Origin of the sequence: Lacrimispora sanguinis (assembly GCF_044987295.1) — a bacterium.
Lineage (GTDB): Bacteria > Bacillota > Clostridia > Lachnospirales > Lachnospiraceae > Lacrimispora > Lacrimispora celerecrescens_B.
The window spans coordinates 4671247-4696279 of record NZ_CP173277.1; the positions used below are offsets into that span (position 1 = coordinate 4671247).

The 25033-nt window shown below is 43.7% G+C and carries 27 protein-coding genes; 19 read left to right on the forward strand and 8 right to left on the reverse strand.

Translation table 11 applies throughout. From position 1 onward, the window contains the following. Positions 1-43: 43 nt before the first annotated feature. Positions 44-634, reverse strand: coding sequence for a hypothetical protein (locus ACHZES_RS21560; protein ID WP_395546590.1), 591 nt, complete (start codon positions 632-634; stop codon positions 44-46). A gap of 275 nt (positions 635-909) precedes the next feature. Between ACHZES_RS21560 and ACHZES_RS21565 the strand changes: the two genes are divergently transcribed. Genes ACHZES_RS21565 through ACHZES_RS21575 form a run of 3 tightly spaced genes read left to right on the forward strand, consistent with a single transcriptional unit; the run spans position 910 to position 2735 of the window. Then, positions 910-1323 carry a BlaI/MecI/CopY family transcriptional regulator gene (locus ACHZES_RS21565; RefSeq protein ID WP_038280033.1) on the forward strand — a complete coding sequence of 138 codons (414 nt, stop codon included), beginning with the start codon at positions 910-912 and terminating at the stop codon, positions 1321-1323. Between the two features lies 1 nt (position 1324). Continuing rightward, positions 1325-2485 carry a M56 family metallopeptidase gene (locus ACHZES_RS21570; RefSeq protein WP_154523708.1) on the forward strand — a complete coding sequence of 387 codons (1161 nt, stop codon included), beginning with the start codon at positions 1325-1327 and terminating at the stop codon, positions 2483-2485. Next, positions 2469-2735 carry a hypothetical protein gene (locus tag ACHZES_RS21575; protein WP_038280031.1) on the forward strand — a complete coding sequence of 89 codons (267 nt, stop codon included), beginning with the start codon at positions 2469-2471 and terminating at the stop codon, positions 2733-2735. The genes ACHZES_RS21570 and ACHZES_RS21575 overlap by 17 nt, the downstream gene beginning before the upstream one ends. A 186-nt stretch (positions 2736-2921) precedes the next feature. Here ACHZES_RS21575 and ACHZES_RS21580 read toward each other — a convergent pair whose 3' ends face one another. Next, positions 2922-3353, reverse strand: a complete 432-nt coding sequence (locus ACHZES_RS21580; protein ID WP_089987545.1) for an Rrf2 family transcriptional regulator — start codon at positions 3351-3353, stop codon at positions 2922-2924. Between the two features lie 208 nt (positions 3354-3561). Between ACHZES_RS21580 and ACHZES_RS21585 the strand changes: the two genes are divergently transcribed. Beyond that, the gene (locus ACHZES_RS21585) at positions 3562-4716 is read left to right on the forward strand and encodes a trans-sulfuration enzyme family protein (RefSeq protein WP_395546592.1); all 1155 of its coding nucleotides are present in this window, start codon (positions 3562-3564) and stop codon (positions 4714-4716) included. Beyond that, positions 4709-5893 (forward strand): MalY/PatB family protein, encoded by a 1185-nt coding sequence (locus ACHZES_RS21590; protein ID WP_395546594.1) that lies wholly within the window; start codon positions 4709-4711, stop codon positions 5891-5893. Before ACHZES_RS21585 ends, ACHZES_RS21590 begins: the two co-directional genes overlap by 8 nt. Before the next feature lie 108 nt (positions 5894-6001). Here ACHZES_RS21590 and rbr read toward each other — a convergent pair whose 3' ends face one another. Beyond that, entirely contained in the window at positions 6002-6595 is a 594-nt protein-coding gene (gene rbr / locus ACHZES_RS21595; protein ID WP_038280027.1) for a rubrerythrin, read from the reverse strand. Positions 6596-7109: 514 nt separating this feature from the next. On the opposite strand from rbr, the gene cysK reads away from it, so the two are divergent. From cysK to ACHZES_RS21665, 14 genes are all read left to right on the forward strand, one after another. Beyond that, entirely contained in the window at positions 7110-8042 is a 933-nt protein-coding gene (gene cysK / locus ACHZES_RS21600; RefSeq protein WP_038280026.1) for a cysteine synthase A, read from the forward strand. Positions 8043-8355: 313 nt separating this feature from the next. Further along, positions 8356-9336 carry a glutathione S-transferase family protein gene (locus ACHZES_RS21605; RefSeq protein ID WP_395546595.1) on the forward strand — a complete coding sequence of 327 codons (981 nt, stop codon included), beginning with the start codon at positions 8356-8358 and terminating at the stop codon, positions 9334-9336. A gap of 17 nt (positions 9337-9353) precedes the next feature. Then, complete coding sequence (locus tag ACHZES_RS21610; protein WP_395546597.1) at positions 9354-10535, forward strand: amidohydrolase; 1182 nt, start codon at positions 9354-9356, stop codon at positions 10533-10535. Beyond that, a complete protein-coding gene (locus tag ACHZES_RS21615) occupies positions 10528-11577 on the forward strand; it encodes a methionine ABC transporter ATP-binding protein (RefSeq protein WP_395546598.1) in 1050 nt (349 codons plus the stop codon). Before ACHZES_RS21610 ends, ACHZES_RS21615 begins: the two co-directional genes overlap by 8 nt. Continuing rightward, complete coding sequence (locus tag ACHZES_RS21620; protein WP_038280014.1) at positions 11570-12238, forward strand: methionine ABC transporter permease; 669 nt, start codon at positions 11570-11572, stop codon at positions 12236-12238. The genes ACHZES_RS21615 and ACHZES_RS21620 overlap by 8 nt, the downstream gene beginning before the upstream one ends. A 14-nt stretch (positions 12239-12252) precedes the next feature. Continuing rightward, positions 12253-13077, forward strand: coding sequence for a MetQ/NlpA family ABC transporter substrate-binding protein (locus ACHZES_RS21625; RefSeq protein ID WP_038280012.1), 825 nt, complete (start codon positions 12253-12255; stop codon positions 13075-13077). Between the two features lie 74 nt (positions 13078-13151). Continuing rightward, the gene (locus tag ACHZES_RS21630) at positions 13152-14081 is read left to right on the forward strand and encodes a transporter substrate-binding domain-containing protein (protein WP_154523726.1); all 930 of its coding nucleotides are present in this window, start codon (positions 13152-13154) and stop codon (positions 14079-14081) included. An 18-nt stretch (positions 14082-14099) separates the two neighbouring features. After that, positions 14100-14900, forward strand: a complete 801-nt coding sequence (locus tag ACHZES_RS21635) for an amino acid ABC transporter permease (protein ID WP_395546600.1) — start codon at positions 14100-14102, stop codon at positions 14898-14900. Between the two features lie 2 nt (positions 14901-14902). Then, positions 14903-15667, forward strand: a complete 765-nt coding sequence (locus tag ACHZES_RS21640; protein ID WP_038280010.1) for an amino acid ABC transporter ATP-binding protein — start codon at positions 14903-14905, stop codon at positions 15665-15667. 53 nt (positions 15668-15720) lie between these two features. Further along, positions 15721-16743, forward strand: coding sequence for a glutathione S-transferase C-terminal domain-containing protein (locus ACHZES_RS21645; protein WP_395546603.1), 1023 nt, complete (start codon positions 15721-15723; stop codon positions 16741-16743). After that, positions 16736-17224 carry a GNAT family N-acetyltransferase gene (locus ACHZES_RS21650; RefSeq protein WP_395546605.1) on the forward strand — a complete coding sequence of 163 codons (489 nt, stop codon included), beginning with the start codon at positions 16736-16738 and terminating at the stop codon, positions 17222-17224. The genes ACHZES_RS21645 and ACHZES_RS21650 overlap by 8 nt, the downstream gene beginning before the upstream one ends. A 7-nt stretch (positions 17225-17231) precedes the next feature. Then, complete coding sequence (locus ACHZES_RS21655) at positions 17232-18212, forward strand: glutathione S-transferase family protein (RefSeq protein ID WP_404820269.1); 981 nt, start codon at positions 17232-17234, stop codon at positions 18210-18212. A 47-nt stretch (positions 18213-18259) separates the two neighbouring features. Beyond that, positions 18260-19276, forward strand: coding sequence for a glutathione S-transferase C-terminal domain-containing protein (locus ACHZES_RS21660; protein ID WP_395546609.1), 1017 nt, complete (start codon positions 18260-18262; stop codon positions 19274-19276). 34 nt (positions 19277-19310) lie between these two features. Further along, positions 19311-20453, forward strand: a complete 1143-nt coding sequence (locus ACHZES_RS21665; RefSeq protein ID WP_395546611.1) for a M20/M25/M40 family metallo-hydrolase — start codon at positions 19311-19313, stop codon at positions 20451-20453. A gap of 11 nt (positions 20454-20464) precedes the next feature. On the opposite strand, the gene ACHZES_RS21670 is transcribed toward ACHZES_RS21665, so the two are convergent. The 5 genes from ACHZES_RS21670 to ACHZES_RS21690 are packed head-to-tail and all read right to left on the reverse strand — an operon-like array spanning position 20465 to position 25016. Continuing rightward, entirely contained in the window at positions 20465-21178 is a 714-nt protein-coding gene (locus ACHZES_RS21670; protein ID WP_395546612.1) for a cytidylyltransferase domain-containing protein, read from the reverse strand. Further along, positions 21178-22341 carry a UDP-N-acetylglucosamine 2-epimerase gene (gene neuC / locus ACHZES_RS21675; protein ID WP_395546613.1) on the reverse strand — a complete coding sequence of 388 codons (1164 nt, stop codon included), beginning with the start codon at positions 22339-22341 and terminating at the stop codon, positions 21178-21180. The genes ACHZES_RS21670 and neuC overlap by 1 nt, the downstream gene beginning before the upstream one ends. Next, entirely contained in the window at positions 22338-23333 is a 996-nt protein-coding gene (neuB, locus tag ACHZES_RS21680; protein ID WP_395546614.1) for an N-acetylneuraminate synthase, read from the reverse strand. The genes neuC and neuB overlap by 4 nt, the downstream gene beginning before the upstream one ends. Then, positions 23326-23973: an acetyltransferase gene (locus tag ACHZES_RS21685; RefSeq protein ID WP_395546615.1), complete on the reverse strand. Its 648-nt coding sequence runs from the start codon at positions 23971-23973 to the stop codon at positions 23326-23328. The genes neuB and ACHZES_RS21685 overlap by 8 nt, the downstream gene beginning before the upstream one ends. After that, a complete protein-coding gene (locus tag ACHZES_RS21690) occupies positions 23970-25016 on the reverse strand; it encodes a nucleotidyltransferase family protein (protein WP_395546616.1) in 1047 nt (348 codons plus the stop codon). Before ACHZES_RS21690 ends, ACHZES_RS21685 begins: the two co-directional genes overlap by 4 nt. Positions 25017-25033: the final 17 nt, after the last annotated feature.

Here is a 25033-nt window from a genome sequence, read left to right on the forward strand (position 1 = left end):
AAGTTACCTATCCACTCCTATGCTTTATATTTACGTTACCATTCTATCTTAATGATATCTGTTGTAACGCATAATACTCATCGTAAGCGGCAGTATACCCAGAGCAATTATACGATTTGCTATTCTTAGTTACAGTATATGTGTAACGATCCTGTGAGTATCTTAATACTATTCTCCCCTTATATCCAGAAGAGATAGGATAAGAAATAGTCTGTGTTGTAGTAAATGTAACAGAACCACCAAGTGTTGAAGCTACATTGGCTTTTAAAATTTCTGCGTCTACCGTAACACCGCCTGTGACAGAAGCACTGATAGTAGTGCTAACCCCTTTTGAAACTGAGACAGTTCCCGGAGCAGCAATATAATCGGATACTGGTTGAAATAAATTATATTTTGTAGGTTTGCTTACATTTGAAATAACTATAACATCTTTTTTGGCAAGTCCAGCTTTTGCCTGAGGCTGAAAGTCTACCACCTTTTTGGTAGAAAAATTTCCTAACCTTGTTTCCTCCGCCCCCGCTTCTGTTTGAGTAATCACATCCTGATACTGAGTAGCAGCAAATGCTGTCATATTGCTTCCTAAAATAAGGAAACATGAAAGTATTATTCCTAAGTACCTTTTTACACTTCCCATAAACTTTTCCTCCAAATTTTTAAATAGTACCTGTTATAATATTGATTTTTGATCGTAAACCTCAATTCCCAATGGAATCACTACCTTTCATTTGATATTGTAAAATAAATACTGATTAATTATTTATTTTACAATATCATTAAAACATAATATTACATTAATTGTCAAGTGATTTTTTAATAAAAAGCAACTAAAAATATTGACAAGGTAATAAAAATATCATATTATTAAATTACAATAAAGAGCCTAAAGAGTAGGAGGTAATAATGATATAAATGCCTAGAGGAAAAACGGAACTTTCGTTAACAAAAAGAGAAATGGATGTAATGACAATACTTTGGGAAAGCAATACACCATTGGTTGCATCAGAAATTACAAAAATGGATGATTCATTGAATATCAACACTGTACAGGCTGTTATTAGGAAACTGTTAGATAAAAAATACATTGAAGTGGCTGATATTGTTTATAGCGGTACAGTCTTAACCCGTAGTTACAGGCCTACTTTATCAAAAAAAGAAATGACAGTTCAGCGATTTATTAGACAATTTCAAGAAAATGATAAAGTTTCTATTCCTAATTTAGTTACTACTTTACTGAAGCATGAAAAGAATGAACGAGAAGTTATAGAGGAACTGGAAGTAATGTTGGAGGAAAGAAAGAAATTGCTTAAACAAAAGGAAGAATAGTATGATTCTATCGACAGCTTCACTTATTACGATATTGCTGATTTGCAACATGTCAATTCTCGCTGTGTGGCTTTTTTTAAAGAATGATAAAAGAATATTGCAAATAAGTCTGCATGCGTTGCTGATTGGGCTGTTATTCCTGCTCTTGCGGCTGCTCATACCATTTGAGTTCTCATTTGAGTACACGATCATCGATAAATATATACTCCCCAATGTATTCATATTCCTTTATACACCGATTATTGAATCTGATATGTTTAATGTTTATGTATATCACATTTTCCTGTTGGTCTGGATTTGTGGAATTGCTCTATTTGGGTTCAGAACAATGACCGCTTATTTTAAATTCAAAAACTTGCTTGAAAAAGAACCTAGCGTGAATGATAAAGCTGTAAAAGACCTGATTCATTCAACGGAGTACCTATACGGAAAATTCACTGAGTTTCGTGTAATCAGAACAAATCTTATTTCTGTGCCGTTACTTTTTGGAGTATTTAAACCAACGATTGTATTACCTCAAATTGAATTCGCTGATGAAGAATTAGGATATATCATCAAGCACGAAGTTGCACACTATCATCATCATGACTTATGGATAAAATTACTTACCGAGTTAATTGTTATTATCTACTGGTGGAATCCTTTGGTGTATCTTTTAAGGCAGCAAATTGATAAGATTCTTGAAATACGGGCGGATACAACAGTGACAAAACGAATGTGTGAAGCGGAAAAAATCCGTTACCTGGAATGCCTTCTGATGGTTGCGAAAGGAAATACACCATCTCGGATAAACAGCTTCGCTCTGGCCTTTGATAGCAGAACAGTTTCTGTTCTTTCTCAAAGATTTCATATTGTATTAAATCATACATATAAGCAAAAATCTGGAATGCAAAACTTTATCATGTTCATAACGATTGTACTTATATTGACGATTATGTCGTTTATTGTAATAGAGCCGTACTCCATAGCGCCAGAGGATCAGCAAAAAACGGTAGAATTTACTGCAGAAACGACCTATCTGGTAGTAAATGCTAAAGGGGGGTTTGATATCTATTTGAATAATGAGTATCTGGGTACGGTTTCAGAAATAAAAGATTCATTTTCAGATATGCGTAGATACAAAAATGTAGAGGAGGCACTTTTTTATGAAGGTCAAAAGTAAAAGAATTGTGTTATCATTAATAAGTATGGCACTGAGTTTGTCGGCACTTCCTATGGAGGCATATGCTCAAGACAATAAACAACAGCTTCCACCGATTGCTGTAAATTCTCAAGAAAATAGTCAACTGCTTGGCGCAGTAACCTATGCTCAGGTTATTGGTTGGCGTTACAAGACCGAAGATGGAAAGGTTTATAGGCGCCAATATAATTACTCAAGGCAGAAATGGATTGGCGAGTGGGAATTATGTTAAACAAAATGATATAAAAATTTGAAGTATGAGATTACTAAAAACCACCCTTGTAAACTTGGCAGGGTGGTTTTCTATCTTCTATGCTGTCAACCCCTCGTATTGAGGCGGTTGTTTCTTTTGTAATTCTAATATAGCATATCTTATATATTTCATAGAAGGGGCTGGCGTGCTTAAGATTTCACTTCCCTAAATATAATATTCAGGAGACTCCTGGTACCTGTCAAGAATGTCCTGTAACGTAATGCCGTTTAAATAATCTGCAATGACATCCGCCAGTCCCTGCCAGATGGGAAGAGTCAGACAGTCCGTCTGCCTGGAGCATATGTTGGGATCGTTGTCCATGCAGCTGACAGGATTTAAACTTCCTTCTGAGCTGAGTAAGATATCTCCGATGGTGATCTGGGAGGGATGCCTTGCCAGCTTATAACCTCCCATGTGACCACGGTAGGTAGTGAGCAGATTGCTGCGGTTTAAAAAAGGAACGATCTGTTCCAGATATTTTTTTGAAATGTTCTGCCTTTCGGAAATGTCCTTTAAGGCAATGAATTCTTCGTTATAATGCTCTGCTAAATCAATCATCATTCGAAGAGAATAGCGGCCACGAGTCGATATTTTCATAATTTACCACCTTACAAAACAATTTTGTGTATCAATACCTATTTTACCATGGGTTGAATAGGTATTCAACCCATGAAATAAAATTCTTTAGCAATAGAAATTAACTATAGCAGGTGATTGCTTTTAAGTAATACCGTTGACAGCGTTCCATTGGTATACTTAGGAAAGAATAGATACATGATTCCAAATTGAGAAAGAGGGTATGAATATGGAAAACGGGATTTCTACAAAATGTTTATACGGCAATGGGGAAGGGGTTGCTACAGATAAGTCTGGGGCCATCAGCTTTCCTATATACCAGACAGCGACCTTTGCTCATAAGGGAATCGGGGAGAGCACCGGATATGATTACAGCCGCCTGCAAAATCCAACCAGAGAGCAGCTTGAAAGAGTGGTAGCTTCCCTTGAAAATGGAGTGGATGCTCTGGCATTTTCCAGCGGTATGGCAGCAATCACGGCTTTAATGGAACTGTTTCAGCCGGGAGACCATATGATAACCGATTGTGATTTATATGGCGGCAGCATCCGTTTGTTTGATAATATCAGCAAGAAAAATGGGATTTTGATCAGTTCCGTAGACTGCTCCCGCGGGGACTTAGCAGAATTTGAAACCTTGATCGGTGAGAACACAAAAGCAATCTACATTGAGACACCGACAAATCCCATGATGAATGTCATTGACATTAGAAAGCTGGCAGAGATTGCAAAAAAGAACCATTTGCTTTTGATCGTGGACAATACGTTTTTGTCCCCTTACTTTCAAAACCCGTTGAAGTTGGGAGCTGACATAGTTGTCCACAGCGGAACCAAATACCTGGGCGGACATAATGATACCATTGCTGGCTTTCTGGTCACCTCATCGGCAGAGATATCCGAAAGACTCAGGTTTATTATAAAGACGGTAGGTTCCGGTCTGGCTCCTTTTGACAGCTGGCTCATATTAAGAGGGATTAAAACCCTTGGAATCCGGATGGAACGAGGGGAGAAAAATGCCAGAATACTTGTCGATTGGCTGTGCCAGGAAAAGAAGATCACAAAGGTATTTTACCCCGGAATCCAATCCCATCCCGGTCACGAGGTCTGTAAAAAGCAGGCAACGGGATTTGGCTCCATGGTTACCTTTGAGGTGGAATCAACGGAACTGGCTCATCGGATATTAAAAGAGGTAAAACTAATCCGTTTTGCAGAAAGCTTAGGCGGCGTAGAAACGCTGATCACTTACCCGATTACCCAGACTCATGCCGATGTGCCTAAAGAAGTACTGGCAGCCAATGGTGTCACCGACCGGATCTTAAGATTATCGGTGGGGATCGAGGACTCAGAAGATTTAATAAGGGAATTGGAGAGGATATTTCATGTGTAAGAAAACGATTGATTTTGATCATGTCATAAACCGTAAAAATACAAACTGCCTTAAGTATGATTTTGCAGTAAGAAGGGGAAAGCCGGATAATCTTTTGCCTCTGTGGGTAGCGGATATGGACTTTAAAGTATCCGAAGAGGTTCTTAACGCCCTTCATGAGCGGGTCGACCATGGGATTTTCGGCTACAGCGAGGTCCAGGATGAATATTTTGCAGCCATCCGGGACTGGATGGAAAAAAAACATCATTGGAATGTGGAAAGCAGATGGCTGATCAAAACGCCTGGTGTTGTATTTGCCTTAGCCATGGCTGTCCAGGCTTTTACAGATCCGGGGGATGGGGTCATGATTCAGCAACCTGTATATTATCCATTCAGTGAAGTCATTGAGGATAATGACAGGGTGGTGGTGGATAATACCCTGTATCTTGGAGAAGATGGAACGTATCACATGGATTTAGAAGATTTTGAAAGAAAAGCAGAAGAGTTCCATGTAAAGCTATTTCTATTATGCAGTCCCCATAATCCGGTAGGAAGAGTCTGGAGCAGGGAGGAACTGGAGAAATTAGGGGAAATCTGCAACCGAAGAGATATCCTTGTGGTCAGCGATGAGATTCACCAGGATTTTGTGTTTGAGGGAGAGCACCTGGTATTTGCCGGTCTAAGTGAAGAATTGAAAAACAGGACCATTACCTGTACCTCCCCAAGTAAGACCTTTAATCTGGCAGGCTTACAGATTTCCAATATATTTATTGCAAATCAGAAGCTGAGGAGGAGGTTCCGCAAACAGGTAGCGGCTGCCGGATACAGTCAGCTTAACACCTTGGGATTAACTGCATGCGAAGCAGCATATCGTCATGGAGAAGAGTGGCATGATCAGCTTATCGAGTATTTAAAAGCAAACATTTCCTATGTACGGGAGTTTATAAAAGAGAAAATACCTAAGGTTAAGCTTATAGAACCGGAAGGAACTTATCTTGTCTGGCTGGATTTTCGGGAACTGGGCCTTACAGAAGAGGAGAGAGAAGATTTGATCATGAAAAAGGCAGGGCTTTGGCTGGACAGCGGAGCCATGTTCGGTCCGGTGGGAGAGGGATTTGAAAGAATCAACATCGCATGCCCCCGGTCCATTCTGGAACAGGCCCTAGGGAATTTAGAGCAAGCCATAAAGATGTTATAAAATAATAGAATCAACGCCGGAGACTCGCAAAAAACGATGTTTTTGTGAGACTCCGGCGTTTTTTCACCTCATCAAACAGCGAAGCGGATTGCGAACATCCGTTTGACTTTATTTCCCGAATGGAGAGTCTTCCCGGCGTACAAAATACCCTTGGTTATGGCTGCAAACCGGACAGACCTGAGGTGCTGTGGTACCTTTATGGATATGGCCGCAGTTTAAGCAGATATATTCTGTGGTCGTATCGTTCACAAAAAGTTTATTGTCTTGCACCAGCTGTGCATACTGAGCAAAACGTTGGCTGTGTACTTTTTCAACCTCAGCAATCATATAAAAGGAATTTGCGATACTGGAAAATCCCTCTTCCTTAGCCTTGTCGCCGAAGGATTTATAAATTGTGTCGTGCTCGGCAGCCTCATGCTGGGATGAAAGCTTCAAAAGCTCCAGGATGTTATTGGAGTTGTCAATTGGATAGTTGGCACTTATGGAGATTTCCTGCCCATGGAACTCCTTTAAGTGATTATAGAATACCTCGGCGTGTTCCTTCTCCTGACTTCCTGTATAATGGAAAAGCCAGTATAAAACAGCAAGGTTCTGATTTTTTGCCTGGGAAGCGGCAAATTCATAACGTCGCCAAGCCTGGCATTCTCCTGCAAAAGCTTTTAAAAGGTTTTCCTTTGTAACGCTGTCTTTCAGTGCTACCATTTTTTGTTCCTCCTAATTTATTTACCAGTAGTGTTACCAGATTTCTAAGGATTTATAAGAAAAAGTGGAAAAAATGGAAAAATTTATTAGGCCATCAGATTCGATGACACCTAAAAAGGAAGGGCTAGTTATAAGAGACATATTCAGCAGCGGAATCAATAAAAATATTGTAAAAAGGTATTGACACATTTCTCTTCGTGTATTAATATAATAATTACATATAAACCTATTAAACATATAGGTAATGAAAAGAGATGATCAGTATGAAGGAATTTGAATTTAAGGTAGCAGGAAATCATGAATTTTATAAAAATAGATGTTGTTGTTGTCAGGCTGTATGTATGAATAGAGATACAGCTTTGTTGTAATGCTTATTATGATGCCTGACATCCTGGAATATGTGAAATTTCCATATTTTCAGCAGAACAGTGGAGCAGGTGCCGTAATAGGCAGCCGCTCTTTTTTCATTTAATTAACAAACTATTAAATATCATATAAAACGGAGGTAAAGGATATGGGAACAATTAAAGAAAGCGCAGTGGAGCTCATTGGAGGAACACCGATACTCAAATTAAACCGATACAGTGCAAAGGAAGGAATCGAGGGCGTTACACTTCTGGCTAAGCTGGAATACTTAAATCCTGCCGGTTCCGTAAAAGACAGAATTGCTCTTGCCATGATCGAGGATGCAGAAGAAAAAGGGATCTTAAAGCCTGGTGCAACCATTATTGAGCCGACCTCAGGAAATACCGGAATCGGTTTGGCAGCCGTTGCGGCAGCCAAAGGCTATCGGACGATTCTGACACTCCCAGATACCATGAGCGTGGAGCGAAGAAACTTATTAAAGGCCTATGGCGCGGAACTGGAGCTGACTGAGGGAGCAAAGGGCATGAGGGGGGCTATTGAGAAAGCAGAGGAGTTAAAGACCAGCATACCAGGTTCTATTATCCTGGGACAGTTTGTAAACCAGGCAAACCCTAAAGTGCACAAGGAGACCACCGGTCCGGAGATCTGGGAACAGACGGCTGGGGAAGTGGATATTTTTGTAGCTGGTGTTGGCACAGGCGGAACTATTACAGGTGTAGGCCAATATTTAAAGGAAAAGAAACCGGAAGTCAAAATCGTAGCGGTTGAACCGGCAAGCAGTCCGGTACTCTCCGGAGGCAAGCCAGGACCTCACAAGATTCAGGGAATTGGTGCAGGCTTTGTACCTGAAGTCCTGGATACCGGAATTTACGATGAAATAATTACCGTTGAGAATGAGGATTCATTTAAGGAAGGTAAGACATTTGCAGTATCCGAGGGAATTCTGGTTGGAATCTCTTCCGGTGCTGCACTAAAAGCCGCAAAGCTGTTGGCGGAAAGACCGGAAAACAAGGGAAAGACGATCGTTGTCTTGCTGCCGGATTCCGGTGACAGGTATTTGTCCACTCCATTATTCGGCTAATTATTTCAATGAAATAAGATGACTGGTGGTTTTAGAAACAGCTGGTTATAAGATTATCTTATTACCAGCTGTATTTTTTTCATATTATACAAAAACCTATAGGAATGGTATGATATCAGTACAAAGAAACAAGAATGCTGGGAAAGGAGTTAAGATGTTGAAGATGTGTTGTTGCTGTAATTGCGTAAAAAATGGTCTTTATACTTGTGTCTTGAAACCTGAAATTCCTGTGCATGGCTATTCTGCATAAAAGGCAGGTGTCAGAGGGCATCTGCTTTTTTTGTACTCAAATTTAGGAGAGAAGGAAGAAAATATGGCAATAGAAGAGAGATTTGGAAAGGTAGCGACCACGGAAGATACCCACGAAGTATCTGAAACAGGAGCCTTTGTAAGGCAGGATAACCATTTTGTCACACCTTTTGGAGAAGGGGAAGGAGAACTTCCAGTGGAAGCCGGACGGTACCGGCTCATATGGACGCCCCTTTGCCCGTGGGCCACGAGACAGGTCATTGCCCTAAAGCTTCTGGGGCTGGAAGATGCGATCAGTGTCGGCAAGGTAAGTCCCGTAAGAACAGAAAACGGCTGGGAATTTTCCCTTGACGAGGGGGGTGTGGATCCAGTCCTTAAAATCCGCTATCTTCCGGAAATTTATGCAGCCACGGATCCGGAATATGAAGGAAGGGCAACCGTTCCCACTGTAGTAGATTTAAAGACCAGAAAGGTGGTCAACAACGATTATCATCGTTTGACAAATTATTGGGAGACTGCATGGAAACCATTTCATAAGCCTGGTGTACCGGACCTGTATCCCGTGGACTTAAGAACGGAAATCGATGAGCTCAATGTGATATTATTCCATGAAGTAAACAACGGGGTATACAAAGCAGGGTTTGCCCAGTCCCAAAAGGAATATGAAGCTGCGTATGATGTGCTGTTTCAAAGGCTTGACTGGCTGGAAGAGCGGCTTTCAAAGGGGAGATATCTGTTTGGAGACCGGCTCACGGATTCTGATATTCGGTTGTACGTAACCCTTGCCCGGTTTGATGTGGCTTATTATTTCAGCCATAAGACAAACAGGAACCGCATTGCTGATTTTGATAATCTGTGGAATTATGCAAAGGACTTGTATACGATTCCGGCATTTAAAGAAGCCACGGATTTTGATTCCATAAAGAGGGGATATCTCCTGGGAAGCCATGGACACAATCCATATAACATTCTTCCCCTGGGACCGGATGTTTCCATCTGGGATGAACCGAATAACAGGGATGAAAAATTCGGTAAGAGAATATAGGAAAGGCTGGAGCATTCATGTCTGATTCTACGTTTTATAACCAGGTTACAGAAACCTTTCATTGGTTTCACCAAAATCCCGAACTATCCTTTGAAGAATACAAGACAACTGGCCGAATTCGTGAGTTTTTAGAATATTATAATGTCCGTATTTTGGATTTGGATTTAAAAACAGGATTGGTAGCAGAAATTCAAGGTGCACACGACGGACCTGTGATCGCACTGCGCTGCGATATCGACGCACTGCCTGTACAGGAAGAAACCGAATTATCCTATGCCTCTGCCATAACTGGAAAGATGCACGCCTGCGGTCACGACTTTCATACCACAGTTATGCTGTATGTGGCAAAAGAATTACAGGAGCAGCAGGAACATTTGCACGGAACGGTGAAAATCCTGTTCCAGCCCGCCGAGGAATCCTCTGTCGGTGCCGTGGAAGTAATCAAAACAAAGGTTCTTGATGATGTAGACGGGATCTACGGCCTGCATACCGATATCACACTCCCGGTTGGAACCGTAGGAATTGTTTCCGGAAGTGTGACTGCCGCTGTTGACAGGTTTACAGTCAGGCTTACGGGAAAGGGCACTCATGCGGCTCATCCTCAGGACGGAATTGATCCTGTACTTACCGCCTCACAGATTGTAACCCTTGCCCAAAGCATCGTCAGCCGTAACATTGATCCGTTTTCTCAGGGCCTGCTCAGCATAACCCGTGTTACGGCGGGAAACACATGGAATGTTATTCCACAGACAGCAGAGCTTGAAGGAACGGTACGCACCATGGGCAGACACAATCGACGGTTGATTGAAGAACGCTTCCGGACGCTGGTTCAGCATATTGCATTGTCACAGGGTGCAGAAGCAGAAATTGAATGGCTTGCAGGGCCTCCTGCCACAAATAATGCCCCGTGTTTTGAGCCTGTTGCTGCAGCCGTTGCAAAAGAACAGGGACTGAAGGTCAAAACTTCTTCCCCGTCTCTCGGCGGAGAAGACTTTGCCTTTTATCAGGAAAAGATACCAGGATTTTTCATCCGCATAGGAACCGGTGAGTCCTATCCCAACCACCACCCGAAATATCAAGTTGACACCAATGCATTGAAGCCGGCCATCGATTATTTTGCAGCTTTAGCACAAAAAACTCTTTTTGCCATAAAAAGCGGTGAATTGATTCCTGCGCAGGAGGAGGCATCTGATGATTGAAATTCAAAACGTAAGTAAACGGTTTGATTCTGCTTCTGGTGAAGTTCATGCCCTGCGGCAGGTCAGTCTTACGGTTGAAAAGGGCGATATTTTCGGAGTGATAGGCTTCAGCGGAGCAGGTAAATCAACCCTGGTACGTCTGGTAAATTTATTGGAACACCCTTCAGAAGGACGGGTGCTGGTTGATGGCACGGATATCACCACCCTGTCAAAACCGGCCTTACGAATGCTGAGAAAGAATATCGGCATGATTTTCCAGCAATTTAATCTGCTGCAGTCCAAATCTGTTTTTCAGAACGTAGCGGCGCCGCTGGTATTAAACAAAGTGCCGAAAAAGGACATAGAAAAGCGGGTAAAAGAGCTCTTGCAGTTTGTAGAGCTTGAGGATAAGAGTAACACCAATGTATCAAAGCTTTCAGGCGGTCAAAAACAAAGGGTAGGCATAGCCCGCGCCCTTGCCACAAATCCCAGTATCTTACTTTGCGACGAGGCTACAAGTGCTTTGGATCCCAAGACCACGGATTCTATTCTGGAGCTATTGAAAAAAATAAACAGGGAGCTGAATGTTACGATTCTCCTGATCACTCATGAAATGCACGTTATTTGTGATATATGTAACAAAGTAGCGGTTATGGATAACGGCAGGGTGTTAGAGCAGGGAACGGTGCTTCAAGTATTCGGTAATCCACAGCATAAAATCACCAGGAGTTTTGTAAAGACCGTAATTGACGACAGCATACCAAGGAGCCTTGCCCGGGAAATTCTTGAATATCAGGGGGAGAACCGGATCTTCCGACTGCGTTTTCAAGGAAATATTGCCGGAAAACCCCTGTTGTACCGCATAAGCGCAGAATACCACATGGAAAACAGCATATTGTTTGCCACTGTTTGTGAACTTCAGGGAGTTGTGTTCAGCGTTATGATTGTGCAGGTGTTTGGTTCCGCTCAAAGGCTTGACGAGGTACAGCAATTTATTGAAGATTCCGGAGTCTATGTGGAAGTCTTACATTTGACCGGGGGAGAGGAGGATCCCAATGATTGAGCAATATTTAGGCATTACAAGCGAACAGATGGTAATTGCTGCCGGCCAGACCGTTTATATGCTGTTCTGGGGGCTGGTGCTGGGATCACTTCTTGGGATTCCCCTCGGTATATTACTTACCATTACGCGTAAGGGTGGTATCTTGCAAAACAAAGTCGTCTATACCCTGATCAATTACACCATTAACATCGTGCGCTCCGTGCCCTATATTATTTTGCTGGTGGCTATTATGCCCTTAACAAAAATCATTGTGGGTACCCGGATCGGCACCCAGGCCGCTTTGGTTTCACTGGTGTTTTACATTACGCCATTTCTTTCCCGCCTGGTAGAAAGCTCGCTGCTGGAGGTTGATAAGGGAATCATTGAAGCGGCAGAAGCCATGGGGGCAACTCCGGTGCAGGTCATTTGGCACTTTTTGCTGCCGGAAGCATTGGGCTCGCTGATCTTATCCCTGACCACAGGTACCATTGGTCTCCTTGGTGCAACCGCCATGGCGGGAGCCATAGGCGGAGGCGGTGTTGGCAACCTGGCATTGACCTATGGGTATCAGCAATTTAACACTCCCTTAATGGTTGCGACCGTAATCGTATTGATCGTGTTTGTTCAGCTGATTCAAGGGCTTGGAAATTATTTATCAAAACGTGTCAGATCACGTGAATAGAGGAGGAACTAATTATGAAAAAAATTGGATTCATTATCATCGCTGCATTACTTGCCGTCACTGTTGCCGGCTGCTCAGCCAATAACGGAAGCAAGCTGGGCCAGGACAAAAAAACATTGAAATACGGCAAGGCTGCAGGACCCTATACGGTATTATTTGAAGAAGCAGTAAAGCCCATCTTGGAAAAACAGGGGTATAAGCTGGAAGTGGTTGATTTTTCAGACCTTTTGCAGAATGATACCGCGTTGAATGAAGGTGAAATTGACTTTAACGTGGAACAGCATACTGCTTATGCCGAAAATTTCAACAACAAGCAAAATGGAAACCTTGTTCCCATTTCCCCCATCCCCACCGTTCCCGCCGGACTGTTTTCTGCAAAGCATACCTCATTGGATGCGATAGCGGATGGCGCGATCGTTGCAGTGCCAAATGATGCATCGAATACGGCACGTGCTTATGCCCTTCTTCAAAAGGCCGGCTGGATTAAGCTTAACCCGGATGTTCCCCTTGAGTCGGTAAAACAATCCGACATCATTGAAAACACGTACAACATCAATTTTGTGGAAATGGATTCGTTAAATATCCCTCCTGCTCTGGATGATTTTGATTTTGCAGTGATCACAGGAAGCATTGTTTATAATGCAGGCATCGATCCATCTACCGCCATTTTACAAGAAGATATTTTGGATCATCTGATTTTGCAGGTGGTTGTAAAAGAAGAGAACAAAGATACAAAATGGGCTAAGGACATCGCAGCTGCTTATCACTCAGACGAATTGAAAGAGTATATGAAAAAGAACAACTCAGGCTTGTGGTTTGTTCCCCAGGAATTGCAATAGCATAGACTCCGTCCGGTAACAGGAAGGAGATAACTGAAATAAAAGAAATGATTGATAAAAGAGGAGAGAAAATTATGAAGAAAAAAATTGCAGGAAAATCAATCCTGGGGGTGCTTACAGCAGTGGCCGTATTAGGAGCCCTGACCGGCTGCAAGAGCAGTACCAAACAAACGGTAACCAAAGCAGCTGAGGAAACAACAAAGACAGAGAGTTCAGCAGCACCGGCAGCACAGGAGCAGAGCAGTGAGGCGGCCGGCACAACAGAACCGGTGGTCATTCATGCAGCAACCGGCGGTTCGCCAAAGCCGTTCACCTTTGTGGACAGCAGCAACCAGCTCACCGGTCACAATATTGAACTGATCAAAGCCGTTTTTGACCGGCTCCCCCAATATAAGCTTGAAATCGAAGTAACTGATTTTACCTCAATTTTTGCAGGCCTGGATTCTGACCGTTACCAGATCGGTGTAAATAATTTTGCAAAGAATGAGAGCAGGAAGGAAAAGTATCTATTTACCGATCCGATTTTTGCCAATGAGTACGTTGCCATCTTTGCAAAGAACAATGAAAAGGCAGCAGGCATAGAGACATGGGATGATCTTGCAGGCTTAAAGACCATTTCCTCGGCGGGAATCAATATCACCACAGCCCTGGAAAACTATAACGCAACTCACGCCGAGAACCCCATTGCAATCGAATACAGTGATGAAGACCTTGTGCTGCAGATTCAGGATGTGGAAGCTGGGAAATACGATTTCGTGTTAATGGATAAACCAATGTTCGAGTATTATCAGAAAGAATTTAACTTTAATGTGGAAGGAGCTTCCATCAGCAACACCCTTTCAAAGGACTTAATGGCAGAACCCTTCAGCTATCTGATTGTCAGCAAGGGAAATGAGAAACTGGTAGAGGATATCGACAAGGCGTTAAAAGAAGTGATTGAGGACGGAACGTCAAAGGAAATTAACTTAAAATGGTTTGGATCCGATTACTCCCCATCTTATTAATAAAACCGGAGGAACAAGATGAGCAAAATATTTGACTGGCAGTTGGTGTTCACGGAAATTCCTGCATTGCTGAAATACTTGCCTGTAACGCTGCAGCTGACGGGAGTTGCCCTGATAATCGGGTGGGTGATAGGGCTTTTAATCGCTGTGGTAAAAATCCACAATGTTCCCATCCTGCGGCAATTATGTACTTTATTTGTTTCGGTCGTACGGGGAACCCCGATTATCGTCCAGCTATATCTTACGTATTTTGGAATTCCTATCGCTTTGAAATATTATAACTTTTACAATGGAACTTCTTATAACGTAAATGGAATCCCGTCAATTATTTTTGCGATCGTAGCCCTGGGGCTTAATCAATCTGCCTTTGATTCAGAAACTATACGGGCAGCCATACAGTCCGTGGAAAAAGGGCAGGTTGAGGCAGCCAAGGCCCTTGGAATGAACGGGTTCCAGATATTTCGCAGGGTACTGTTTCCCCAGGCAGTGACAGTAGCCCTCCCTTCCCTGGGAAACTCCCTCATAAGCCTGGTAAAAGGGACCTCCCTTGCATTTACCTGCTCGGTTGTTGAGATAACGGCTCAGGGTAAGATTCTTGCGGGAAACAGCTACCGGTATTTTGAAGCATATTGTTCTCTGGCTATCATCTACTGGGTTATGACAATTTTTATTGAACGGCTATTTGTATATTTAGAAAAAAAGTTGAGCGTTCCGGAAACGGTTTCGACAGAAGAGTCCTGCGGACATACCTTTACACCCGGTAAAACGGGGTGGGCCCTGTCCAAAAAGCATGGACTGGAAAAGGGAAAGGAGGAATAAGTGTGAGCGTCATTGAAATTCGTGGATTAAGTAAAAAATTTGGCAAGAACGTGGTGCTGGATAACATTGATCTGGTCATACACGAAGGTGATGTGGTCGCCATCATCGGACCATCAGGAACCGGTAAGTCCACCCTGCTCCGTTCCATCAATCTGCTTGAAAAACCGGAAAAAGGAACCATCAAGATAAACGATCAGGAAATCGACCTTACTACAAGATCAGCCAGGGAAAAACTGGAGCTGCGGAAGAATACGGAAATGGTATTCCAGCAGTTTAATCTGTTCAAGAACCGGACCGCCCTGGAGAATGTAATGGAAGGGCTTATGGTTGTAAAGAAGTTAAAGAAAAGCGAGGCCAGGAGCATTGCAGAAAAGCACTTGCAGAAGGTAGGGATGGGAGACCGTTTGTCCCATTATCCCAGGCATTTATCCGGAGGGCAGCAGCAAAGGGTGGCCATCGCAAGGGCGCTGGCCATGGATCCGAAACTGCTTCTTATGGATGAACCGACCTCGGCTCTGGACCCGGAGCTGGTGAGCGAAGTTCTGATTACCATAAAAAAGGCAGCCCAGGAGGGCAATACCATACTCCTTGTAACCCATGAGATGAATTTTGTGAGGAACGTGGCCAATCGGATCATATTCCTGGAAAACGGAAAAATTGTAGCTGACGGAACACCGAAAGAGATCTTTGATAATCCGAAAAACCAGCGGTTAAAGGAGTTTTTAGTAAAGATTCACATGTTGGAAAGCGCTGATTATACGATATAACCGGATCAAGTAGGAGCGCGGATTATAAATATCCGCTTGACAGGGGGAATGATATGTCAGAAGGAATCGAAGTATTTGAGAGCACATTTCGTCATCAGATTCAGACGGATGGGGAAATCAAGGTCCAGGATAATTTTTTCAAAAAGAAATTTGGCAGGGAAGAAGGGGAGTGGCCGGTGGAAGCCGGCCGGTACCGTCTGCTTTGGATGCCGGCCTGCCCTCATGCGCACAAGGTCATAATAGCCAGAAGGCTTTTGGGACTGGATAAGGTTATCAGTCTTGGAACAACGGGAATTTTCCGTGATCCCAAAGGCTGGGTATTTACAGAGGATCCGGATGAAAAGGATCCTGTTTTGGGAATCCACTATTTAAAAGAAATTTATGACAGGGATACTCCTGACGGGGATTATAAGGAGCGGCCCACCGTTCCCATTCTGGCAGATACAACCACAGGAAAAGGTGTGAATAATGATCACTTCTGGATCCCGGTTTATTTTGAAACTGCATGGAAGCCATATCATAAAGTAGGTGCACCGGAGCTTTATCCGGCTGAACTTCGGGCAGAAATCGATGAGCTAAACCATTTCATTTTCAAAAGAATCAACAATGGCGTTTATGAAGTAGGCTTTGCCAGATCTCAGGAAGCATACGAGAAGGCATTTGAGGCCTTTTTTGAGGCAATGGATCTCCTGGATCGAAGACTGGAATCAAGGCGGTTTTTATTCGGAGATTATATCACGGACTCCGATATCAGGCTGTATCCGACTCTGGCTAGAGTTGATGTGGTCTATCATCAGGTTTTTCATGCAAACAAAAAAAGGCTGGTGGAGTATAAGAATTTGTGGCCCTATGCCAGAGATTTATATCAGGTACCGGAAATAAAAGAAAACACCTATTTTGATGTATACAAAAAGCATTATCAGTTATCGCCCCATCTAAAGCCGCTATGGGGGAATGTATATTCCATAGTTGCCAAGGGGCCTGATGTCAGTGGCTGGGAGCTGCCGCCTGGACGGGAAATTTTGAGCAGGGACCCGGATAAAAAATTGAAACTTCAGGAGGTCTCCCATGAATGATATAACCTACAAGATATCTAAGGAAGGGATTCACTGGCAGGAGGTCGCCGATGTGCTTCGGCGTTCCGGGCTGTCGGACCGGTCTGCAAAGGATCAGGAGACCATCTTTACAAACAGCTATGCCGTGGTGTTTGTCTATGACAAAGGGAGGATCGTGGGTGTCGGAAGAGCCTTATCCGATGGTGTCTGCCAGGCAGCGATCTATAATATTGCTCTTGATGAAGAATATCAGGGATACGGAATCGGCAGAAAACTGATTGAATTGCTGCTTGATCAGGTTAAGGGCCAGAATGTCATCCTATACACCCATCCCAGGACAGTCGCTCTATACGAAAAAATGGGATTTCGCAGGAATAAGACAGCCATGAGCATATTCCGTGGATCAGAAGATTCTTTAAACTGGATGAAAAAAGAAGGATTCCTGCTTCCGGAAAAATACCGCTTTGTCGATGAATACGGGCGAGACGATATGAAACATTAGGCAGGTTATGAAAAAGGATGAGGTGATAGCTATGTCAAAGAAATTTATAAAGGATGAAATTGAAAAAGACGGAAAATTCAACCGGCAGAAAAACCAGTTTATAACACCATTTGGTACAGATGAAGGGCAGCTGCCTGTAGAAGCAGGAAGATACCGCCTGTTTTGGTCCCCTGCCTGCCCATGGGCCCACCGCTCTGTTATTGTAAGGAGTCTGCTTGGGCTTCAGGATGCAATCAGCCTGGGCACACTGGATCCGGTAAGACCTGATGTGGAGCGGACCGATTGGGCATTTACTCTGGATGAAAATGAGGAAGATCCGGTATTAAAGATCCGGTATTTAAGTGAAGCCTATTTAAAAGCAGATCCCGGATATAAGGGAAGGTTTACCGTTCCTGCAGTCGTGGATTTAACAACAGGAAAAGTCGTAAATAACGATTACTTTAACCTGACCAGATACTGGGAGGTGGAGTGGAAGAGATATCATAAGGCAGGAGCACCGGATTTATATCCGGTTGAATTAAGAGAAGAGATTGATGCATTAAATGATATTCTTTTCCATGAAATTAACAACGGAGTCTACAAAGCAGGTTTTGCCAGAAGTCAGGAAGCTTATGAGGAGGCATATCATCTTGTCTTTCACCGTCTTGACTGGCTGGAAGAACGCTTAAGCCACAGCCGTTATCTGTTTGGAGATAACATCACGGAATCCGATATTCGATTGTATGTGACCCTTGCCCGCTTTGATGTGGCCTACTATAATGGCTTTTTATTAAACCGCAGCTTGATTTCCGATTTTCCCAATCTCTGGGGATATGCAAGGGATCTATATGAACAGCCGGGATTTGGTGATACGACGGATTTTGAAGCTATCAAAAAACACTATCATTTATGTGCTGTTTCCACAAATCCCTTTGGCATCGTGCCTAAGGGACCGGACCTTTCCATCTGGAAAACACCTCATGGCAGGGATAAAATCAATTTTAAATAAAGGGGTTCCGTATTCCGTTAATATTAAGCCAATAGGAGGAGATTCATATGTCAAGCTGCAGCATCGGGCAAAAGGTACGCCCAAAGGAAATAGAGAAGGAAATCGATGAAAGAGGAGCATTTATCCGCCAGCTTAACCGTTTTACCACTCCCTTTGGAGATGGTGAAAATGATTTAAAGGCGGAAAGCGGCCGGTACCGGCTGTTTTGGGCAAAAGGCTGCCATTGGTCTAACCGTGCTTCCATCGTGCGGGAGTTATTAGGGCTTCAGGAGGCGATCGGGATCAATTTGGTTGGCCACAGCAAAGATAATCGTGCATATGGCTGGGAATTCGTGTATAATGAGGACAGAAAAGACCCGGTCCTAGGCGTTCAGTACTTAAGTGAACTATACTATCATGCAGACCCGGATTACGAAGGACGCTGTACCGTGCCGGCCCTGGTCGATGTTACTACGGAAAAGGTGGTAAATAATGATTACCACAGGCTGACTAATTACTTCGAAACAGCGTTCCGTCCCTTCCAGAGTCCGGATGCCCCGGATTTATACCCGGAGGAACTGAGAAAAGAGATCGATGATTACAATGACTGGCTATTTCCCAATGTAAATAACGGGACCTACCGGATGATGTTTGCGCAGTCTATCACAGCTTATGAAGAGGCATTTGAAGACTTTTATCATGCACTGGACCTCATCGAAGAGCGCCTTTCCAAAAACCGTTTCTTATTTGGAGATTATGTGACTGACAGCGATGTGAGGCTTTTTGTGACCCTGGCAAGGTTTGATGCCCATTATTACAGGAATCTGGGCCCCATTAAACACCGAATCGTTGATTACGAAAACATCTGGGGATATTGCCGGGATTTGTATGAAATTCCTGCATTCAGAAACAATACGTACTTCCGGGATATTGCGGCACCCCAGTCAGAAAACAAGTCCTTTTTCCAGGATTTTAATTCCCGTTTCGTGAACCAGATTGATTACGAGGGTATCTGGTCTGCTCCGCAGAACCGGAAGGAATTAAGCAAAACACCGGAAGAAAAGTTTAAAAGATATGATAATTAATATATGAACCCATAGGAAAAGAGCAGGTGGCGATATGATTCAGAGAAGCAGGCTGGTTGGCCAATTTAAAAAAATGGTAGAATTTGATTCCGAGACCTATCAGGAAAGGGAAATCGCGGATTATTTAACAGGCGAATTAAAACTGCTTGGATTTGAGGTCCTGGAAGATGATGCCGGTCACCGACTGAAAGAAAAGCTGCCGGAATATGGAACCGCTGCTCCCACAGGAAATCTTTACGGATATTTAAAGGGAACCACAGGTTCTGCCCCCATTTTGCTGTCGGCCCATATGGATACGGTAAAGCCTGGCAAGGGGAAACGCGCAGTCCAGGATGCGAAGGGGAAGATTACCTCGGAAGGGGATACGGTGCTTGGTGCCGACGACCTTTCCGGAATCGTTGCCATATTAGAGGCAGTCCGGGTGGTTAAGGAAAATAACCTTCCTCATGGAGATATTGAGGTCCTTTTTCCGGTAGCAGAAGAGAACTACGGAAAAGGAAGCCAGCTGATTGATTATTCTAAAATAAGGTCAAAACAGGCTTATGTATTTGATTTAAGCGGGGAGATTGGCCTGGCCGCAACCGCAGCACCCACCCTTCTTTCCTTTGCAATCAAGGTGAAGGGCAAAAATGCCCATGCAGGCTTTTGCCCACAGCTTGGGATCAATGCCATTGAAATCGCAGCTCATGCCATTTCCCAGTTAAAGCAGGGTTGGGTAGACGATGAAACAACCGTGAACATTGGAAAAATAAGCGGTGGAAAGCAGACCAACATTGTTTCCGATGAATGCGTTGTATTAGGAGAGATCCGGAGCTTAAAGGATCATAAGGCTCTGGCTGAATGGAACAGGCTGAAGGAGATCTTTGAAGGTAATGCGGCTGGATATGGCGGAAGCCTGGAGATCACTGTGGAAAAACAGATCGAAGCCTATGAAATCAGTGAAAGTGAAGAAGTGGTGGAACGGTTCAAGCGAGTCTGCCGGTCCCTTGGTTTAAAAGGCTCCACCCAGTATACTCTGGGCGGCAGTGACAACAATCACTTTGTCAAGGGAGGGATTCGGGGGATCGTAGTATCCTGCGGAATGAATGAGGTCCATACTCCGAATGAATTTACAACGGAAGATGAGCTTGAAAAAAGTGCCCTCCTGGCCCTGGGACTGATTACGGAAGGCAATTAACGGGATTCCTGTTAGAATGGATTTGATGAATTTTTATCAATGAGAAGTAATTCCGCTATTTTTAACTGGAAATCATCATCAATATCAATGGAATCAAAGGTGTTCATCAAATAGGGCAGGGTTTTACCCTCGTAAAAGCTTTTATACTTCATAAAATAACTGGTCAGAGCCAGGTAAATAGCCCCGTTAATTCTGTAATTCGGCGGTATATCCTGTCTTCTGACCTGTTTTTTATCCGAAAATAAAGCCTTCATTCTCCCTTCCTCCGTAAGCTCAACGGTTAAATAGGAGTGGGAATCTGACTTGCAGATACTGACGACAGAATCGGCATCATTTTCTAACAGGATATCAGCGCTTTTCATCATATGTATTTCGTTTCTAAGGGGAGAGGTAGGCTGTAAAAGCATGAAGCAATCAAACACGTTTCCAAGCTGTCCCAGCCCATTGATGACGTGCAGTATGACGTCGTTGGAGGAAGCCTGATCCGTAGCCAGTTCCTTTGGGCGCAGAAAGGGCACACTGGCCCCGAACCGCTCTGCAATCTCCGCATATTTTACAGAGTCTGTAGATACCACGATATCATCGAATATTCCGGAACGCTTACAGGCTTCCAACGTATATGCCAAGAGGGGCTTATGATTGATTTCCCGGATGTTTTTATCGATGATTCCTTTTGAACCACTCCGGGCAGGTATGATAGCCAAAAAAGTTTTATTTCTATACATTACAATCTCCATTCCACATCATAAAAATGCTTTTCCAGTTGAATTCCCTTTTTAAACGTCTGTTTAATGACCGAGACAATCTGTTTGCTGGTCTCCATACCTTCGTAAGGGTTTGGAGCTTCTTCTTGATACCGTTCAAAGGACAGGGCTTTCTGAATCGCAGTCACGATCTCGTTTACAGAATAGCCGCAGCTTATGACAGAGGCAGGTGCGATTCTTCCAGCCTGCCTGTTTCCGATATTCACGGAGGGTACTTTAAAAAAAGGCGCTTCCAGGATTCCACTGGAAGAATTTCCGATTACAGCCTGGCAGCAGTTCATCAGGCTTAAGTAATTCAGGCTGCCAAGGGAAGGAAACACTGCCGACTTGTCAGGATTCCTGCTTGCGTAAGCATTGATCATTTCGTTGATCCGGTTCCCGCCGTTGTCAGAATTGCTTTTTGTAAAGACAACAAATAAGTTCGGAAAATGCAAAAGTGCATCTTCCAGGGGTTTAAATTGTTCCGAAGGACTTTCCTGTTCCAAAGTGGCAGGATGGAATGTGACAAGAGCAATGGGAGGGATCAGTGAGATCCTTAGCTTTTCCTCCAATTCCTGTCTGGTTAATAGCTTCATGGTCTTTATGTTCTCAATACCAAGAGCTCCGACCCAATAGACCCTGTCAGGAGCTTCCCCTAACTGAATGACCCTTTTCCGGTATTCCATCGTGCTTGTGAAATGAAGATAGCTCATCTTACTGATGGCATGTCTCAAGGAGTCATCGTATGCCCCTCTTGTTATTTCCCCGCCGTGTATATGGGCAATGGGGATGTTACAGATAACGGCTGCGCTTGCTGCAGCAAAAATTTCATACCGGTCCCCAAGAAGCAGAACCATATCCGGTTTTAACCGCTGGTAAGCTTCGGATAAGCTGATCATTTCCAGCCCCATGGATTTGCATATTCCAAGAGAGGTGTCTGAGGCAAGGTTCATCTCTATTTTTTCATCGATCGTTATGCCGTTATTTTCCATGTCTTCGCAGCCATGCCCATATCTGGTATCCAGATGGCTTCCGGTGACAATGATTTGCAGTTTAAAATCCGGGTCTTGCCCGACACGGTCCAGGACCGGCTTTAATAAGCCGTATTCCGCCCGGTTTCCGGTCACTACGCATAATTTGATCATTGGTCGATCCTTTCGTCTTTCAGATAATCTCTTTGAGCGACCGTTCCCAACAGGCTGGGGATCTTCATGGGAGATATCCCATATGCACTGCGTTTTGCGCACAGGTTTTGAAGGGTAAAGGCTTCTCCCTTTTTAATTTCCCTGGAAGCCACCAGGTATTTTCTTACATAATCCCTGTTCTTTTGTTCCGCTTGCGTGGGCTTTTTGACCCCGTCACCCAGGGCAACTTCAATTTTTCTGATGCTGTCCACCATTTGTTGGAATTCATCCGGCTCCAGGCTTGCCTTATGATCCGGTCCGGGCATAGTTTTGTCCAGGGTCATATGCTTTTCAATGACACAGGCGCCAAGGGCTGTGGCGGCAATGGCGACTTCGATTCCCGGCGTATGGTCAGAATACCCCACCCGCTTGAGGAACTTGAGCTTTAACGCATTCATGGCATTTAAATTCACATCCTCCATGGGAGTAGGATAGGAGCTGGAGCAGTGGAGCAGTGTGATTTCCTGCCCGCCTTCCTCCAGGATTTCCAGGGCTTCGCCTACCTCTTCCTCTGTGGACATTCCCGTAGACAGAATGACTTGCTTCTTTAATGAAGCTATTTTTTTCAGATAGCTATAATTTGTAATCTCTCCGGAAGGAATCTTTATGAGATCGACCCCTAGCCGGTCAAGAAAAAGGAGGCTTTCCTCATCAAAAGGAGAGGACAGGAACCGAATGCGCCGGAAGGAGCAGTACTGAAACAGCTCTTCAAACTCCTGCCAGGATAGTTCCAGGCTTTTTAACATTTCGTATTGTGACATGGTCTGCCCCGTATTTTCAATCTGATAGTCCGCTTTTCTCGCATCCGGAACCGCAAGATGCTTTGCCCGAAAGGTCTGGAATTTAATGGCGTCTGCTCCTATGACGCTTGCGGCATCCACCAGTTGTTTGGCAATGCTTAAGTCACCGTTATGGTTTACTCCTGCTTCGGCGATGATCATAACATTACTCATGGTAAGCTACCTCCTTTGCCGGACTTCCATAAGCCAGCTTATTTGACGATATATTATTTAAAACAAGACTTCCTGCACCGATCACGGTGTCATTTCCAATGGTCACGCCTTGTATGATGGTGGAATGGGCTCCAATATGGGAATTGGCCATGACCAGGACATTTCCGCATAAGACGCTTCCGGGAGCGATATGGACAAAGTCATCGATCCTGCAGCTATGTTCGACGATGGCCCCTGTATTAATAATCGTTCCATTTCCTATAATAACATTGGAATTGATGAGGACTCCCTTTCCGATAAAGTTTCCTTCCCCGATATTAAGAGTTTCTGAAAGGATGGAGCTTTTATCCAGGATATTGGGAAAATTATAGCCTATTTTTTTGCACCGCTCGTATAGCCTCCGCCTTGGCGCTGAATTTCCTATGCTTCCTACGGCGATTACCGCATTCCTGATTCCGCGGTTATAACAGTCGGCTAAATCTTTATCACTTCCTATGATCTTTATGCCAAGGACCTCTGTACCCGCTTTTTTGCGGCGGTCCAGGATGCCGGTGATCTTATATTTTTCCAGTCCTCTGATGGTATCAATGATGCTTTCCGCATGACCGCCTCCGCCGATCAGAATCAGTTCCTCTTTCATAATTTCATTCTCTCGGCCATTTTTTTCATTTCGCCAAATTCTCCCATATCCAGCCAGGCGCTGTCCATGACCGGATAGGCTCCTACCTGCTCCCCGTTTTTTAAGCATTTGCGGATCAAGTCTGTCATATCAAAATACTGATCCTGAGGGAGGTATGTTAAGATTTCTTCCTCTAATACATAAAGTCCGGTGCTCACTAACAGCTCATATCTGGGTTTTTCATTTAAGGCATCAACGGATCCGTTTTCTCCTAAGGAAACCACCCCATAGGGAATCTCATAGCTCTTCATGGCTGTGACAACCGTGATCTTGTTTTTATGGGTTTTGTGATAAAGAAGAAGCTTAGTATAATTGACGTCAACTAAAATGTCACAGTTGCTTACAAGAAAACTCCCCTTGATATCCTTTTTAATCAGGTTTAAGGATCCGGCTGTTCCTAAAGGATTGGCCTCTTCGATCAGGTGGAGATGATAACGATGGTCATCATTAAAATAAGCTTTTATAAGTTCTTTTTTATAGTTTATGGTAAGATAAAATTCATAAAACCCATATTCCATCATCTGATTCATAATCCGTTCTACAATGGGGGTATCTCCGATTGGAATCAGAGGCTTTGGTATGATCTTTGTATAGGGATATAGCCGGGAACCCCTGCCTCCTGCCATGATAACTACCGGTGTCTGGGTATTCTTCTGGCGGCCCGGATTATGATCGTTCAGCTCATTCCAAAACAGGATATCGGTAACCTCATTGTTGTCATTTACCAGAGGCAGCCCTTCGATTTGCTTTTCTTTCATGATCTCCAGCGCCAGATGGCTTTTCTCTTTTTTTATAACAACAGGGGCAGTATTCATGATCAGGCGTACCGGCATGGAAATATCCTTATTCTTTAATATCCACCGCCTGATATCCCCGTCTGTGAGAACACCGGCCAGCTTATTATTTTCTTCAACAACAAGGATCTTTCTTGCTGTCTGGTCCAATTGTCTGATTGCCTCCCGGATAGAAACATCCGGTGCAATAATAAATTTACGAACTTCCATGCCTATCCCTCTTTCAG

What these genes read in the sequence shown, in the direction of transcription:
- ACHZES_RS21560 (WP_395546590.1), bottom strand. Translation starts at nt 634, where the DNA reads ATGGGAAGTGTAAAAAGGTACTTAGGAATAATACTTTCATGTTTCCTT.
- ACHZES_RS21565 (WP_038280033.1), top strand. Translation starts at nt 910, where the DNA reads ATGCCTAGAGGAAAAACGGAACTTTCGTTAACAAAAAGAGAAATGGAT.
- ACHZES_RS21570 (WP_154523708.1), top strand. Translation starts at nt 1,325, where the DNA reads ATGATTCTATCGACAGCTTCACTTATTACGATATTGCTGATTTGCAAC.
- ACHZES_RS21575 (WP_038280031.1), top strand. Translation starts at nt 2,469, where the DNA reads ATGAAGGTCAAAAGTAAAAGAATTGTGTTATCATTAATAAGTATGGCA.
- ACHZES_RS21580 (WP_089987545.1), bottom strand. Translation starts at nt 3,353, where the DNA reads ATGAAAATATCGACTCGTGGCCGCTATTCTCTTCGAATGATGATTGAT.
- ACHZES_RS21585 (WP_395546592.1), top strand. Translation starts at nt 3,562, where the DNA reads ATGGAAAACGGGATTTCTACAAAATGTTTATACGGCAATGGGGAAGGG.
- ACHZES_RS21590 (WP_395546594.1), top strand. Translation starts at nt 4,709, where the DNA reads ATGTGTAAGAAAACGATTGATTTTGATCATGTCATAAACCGTAAAAAT.
- rbr (WP_038280027.1), bottom strand. Translation starts at nt 6,595, where the DNA reads ATGGTAGCACTGAAAGACAGCGTTACAAAGGAAAACCTTTTAAAAGCT.
- cysK (WP_038280026.1), top strand. Translation starts at nt 7,110, where the DNA reads ATGGGAACAATTAAAGAAAGCGCAGTGGAGCTCATTGGAGGAACACCG.
- ACHZES_RS21605 (WP_395546595.1), top strand. Translation starts at nt 8,356, where the DNA reads ATGGCAATAGAAGAGAGATTTGGAAAGGTAGCGACCACGGAAGATACC.
- ACHZES_RS21610 (WP_395546597.1), top strand. Translation starts at nt 9,354, where the DNA reads ATGTCTGATTCTACGTTTTATAACCAGGTTACAGAAACCTTTCATTGG.
- ACHZES_RS21615 (WP_395546598.1), top strand. Translation starts at nt 10,528, where the DNA reads ATGATTGAAATTCAAAACGTAAGTAAACGGTTTGATTCTGCTTCTGGT.
- ACHZES_RS21620 (WP_038280014.1), top strand. Translation starts at nt 11,570, where the DNA reads ATGATTGAGCAATATTTAGGCATTACAAGCGAACAGATGGTAATTGCT.
- ACHZES_RS21625 (WP_038280012.1), top strand. Translation starts at nt 12,253, where the DNA reads ATGAAAAAAATTGGATTCATTATCATCGCTGCATTACTTGCCGTCACT.
- ACHZES_RS21630 (WP_154523726.1), top strand. Translation starts at nt 13,152, where the DNA reads ATGAAGAAAAAAATTGCAGGAAAATCAATCCTGGGGGTGCTTACAGCA.
- ACHZES_RS21635 (WP_395546600.1), top strand. Translation starts at nt 14,100, where the DNA reads ATGAGCAAAATATTTGACTGGCAGTTGGTGTTCACGGAAATTCCTGCA.
- ACHZES_RS21645 (WP_395546603.1), top strand. Translation starts at nt 15,721, where the DNA reads ATGTCAGAAGGAATCGAAGTATTTGAGAGCACATTTCGTCATCAGATT.
- ACHZES_RS21650 (WP_395546605.1), top strand. Translation starts at nt 16,736, where the DNA reads ATGAATGATATAACCTACAAGATATCTAAGGAAGGGATTCACTGGCAG.
- ACHZES_RS21655 (WP_404820269.1), top strand. Translation starts at nt 17,232, where the DNA reads ATGAAAAAGGATGAGGTGATAGCTATGTCAAAGAAATTTATAAAGGAT.
- ACHZES_RS21660 (WP_395546609.1), top strand. Translation starts at nt 18,260, where the DNA reads ATGTCAAGCTGCAGCATCGGGCAAAAGGTACGCCCAAAGGAAATAGAG.
- ACHZES_RS21665 (WP_395546611.1), top strand. Translation starts at nt 19,311, where the DNA reads ATGATTCAGAGAAGCAGGCTGGTTGGCCAATTTAAAAAAATGGTAGAA.
- ACHZES_RS21670 (WP_395546612.1), bottom strand. Translation starts at nt 21,178, where the DNA reads ATGTATAGAAATAAAACTTTTTTGGCTATCATACCTGCCCGGAGTGGT.
- neuC (WP_395546613.1), bottom strand. Translation starts at nt 22,341, where the DNA reads ATGATCAAATTATGCGTAGTGACCGGAAACCGGGCGGAATACGGCTTA.
- neuB (WP_395546614.1), bottom strand. Translation starts at nt 23,333, where the DNA reads ATGAGTAATGTTATGATCATCGCCGAAGCAGGAGTAAACCATAACGGT.
- ACHZES_RS21685 (WP_395546615.1), bottom strand. Translation starts at nt 23,973, where the DNA reads ATGAAAGAGGAACTGATTCTGATCGGCGGAGGCGGTCATGCGGAAAGC.
- ACHZES_RS21690 (WP_395546616.1), bottom strand. Translation starts at nt 25,016, where the DNA reads ATGGAAGTTCGTAAATTTATTATTGCACCGGATGTTTCTATCCGGGAG.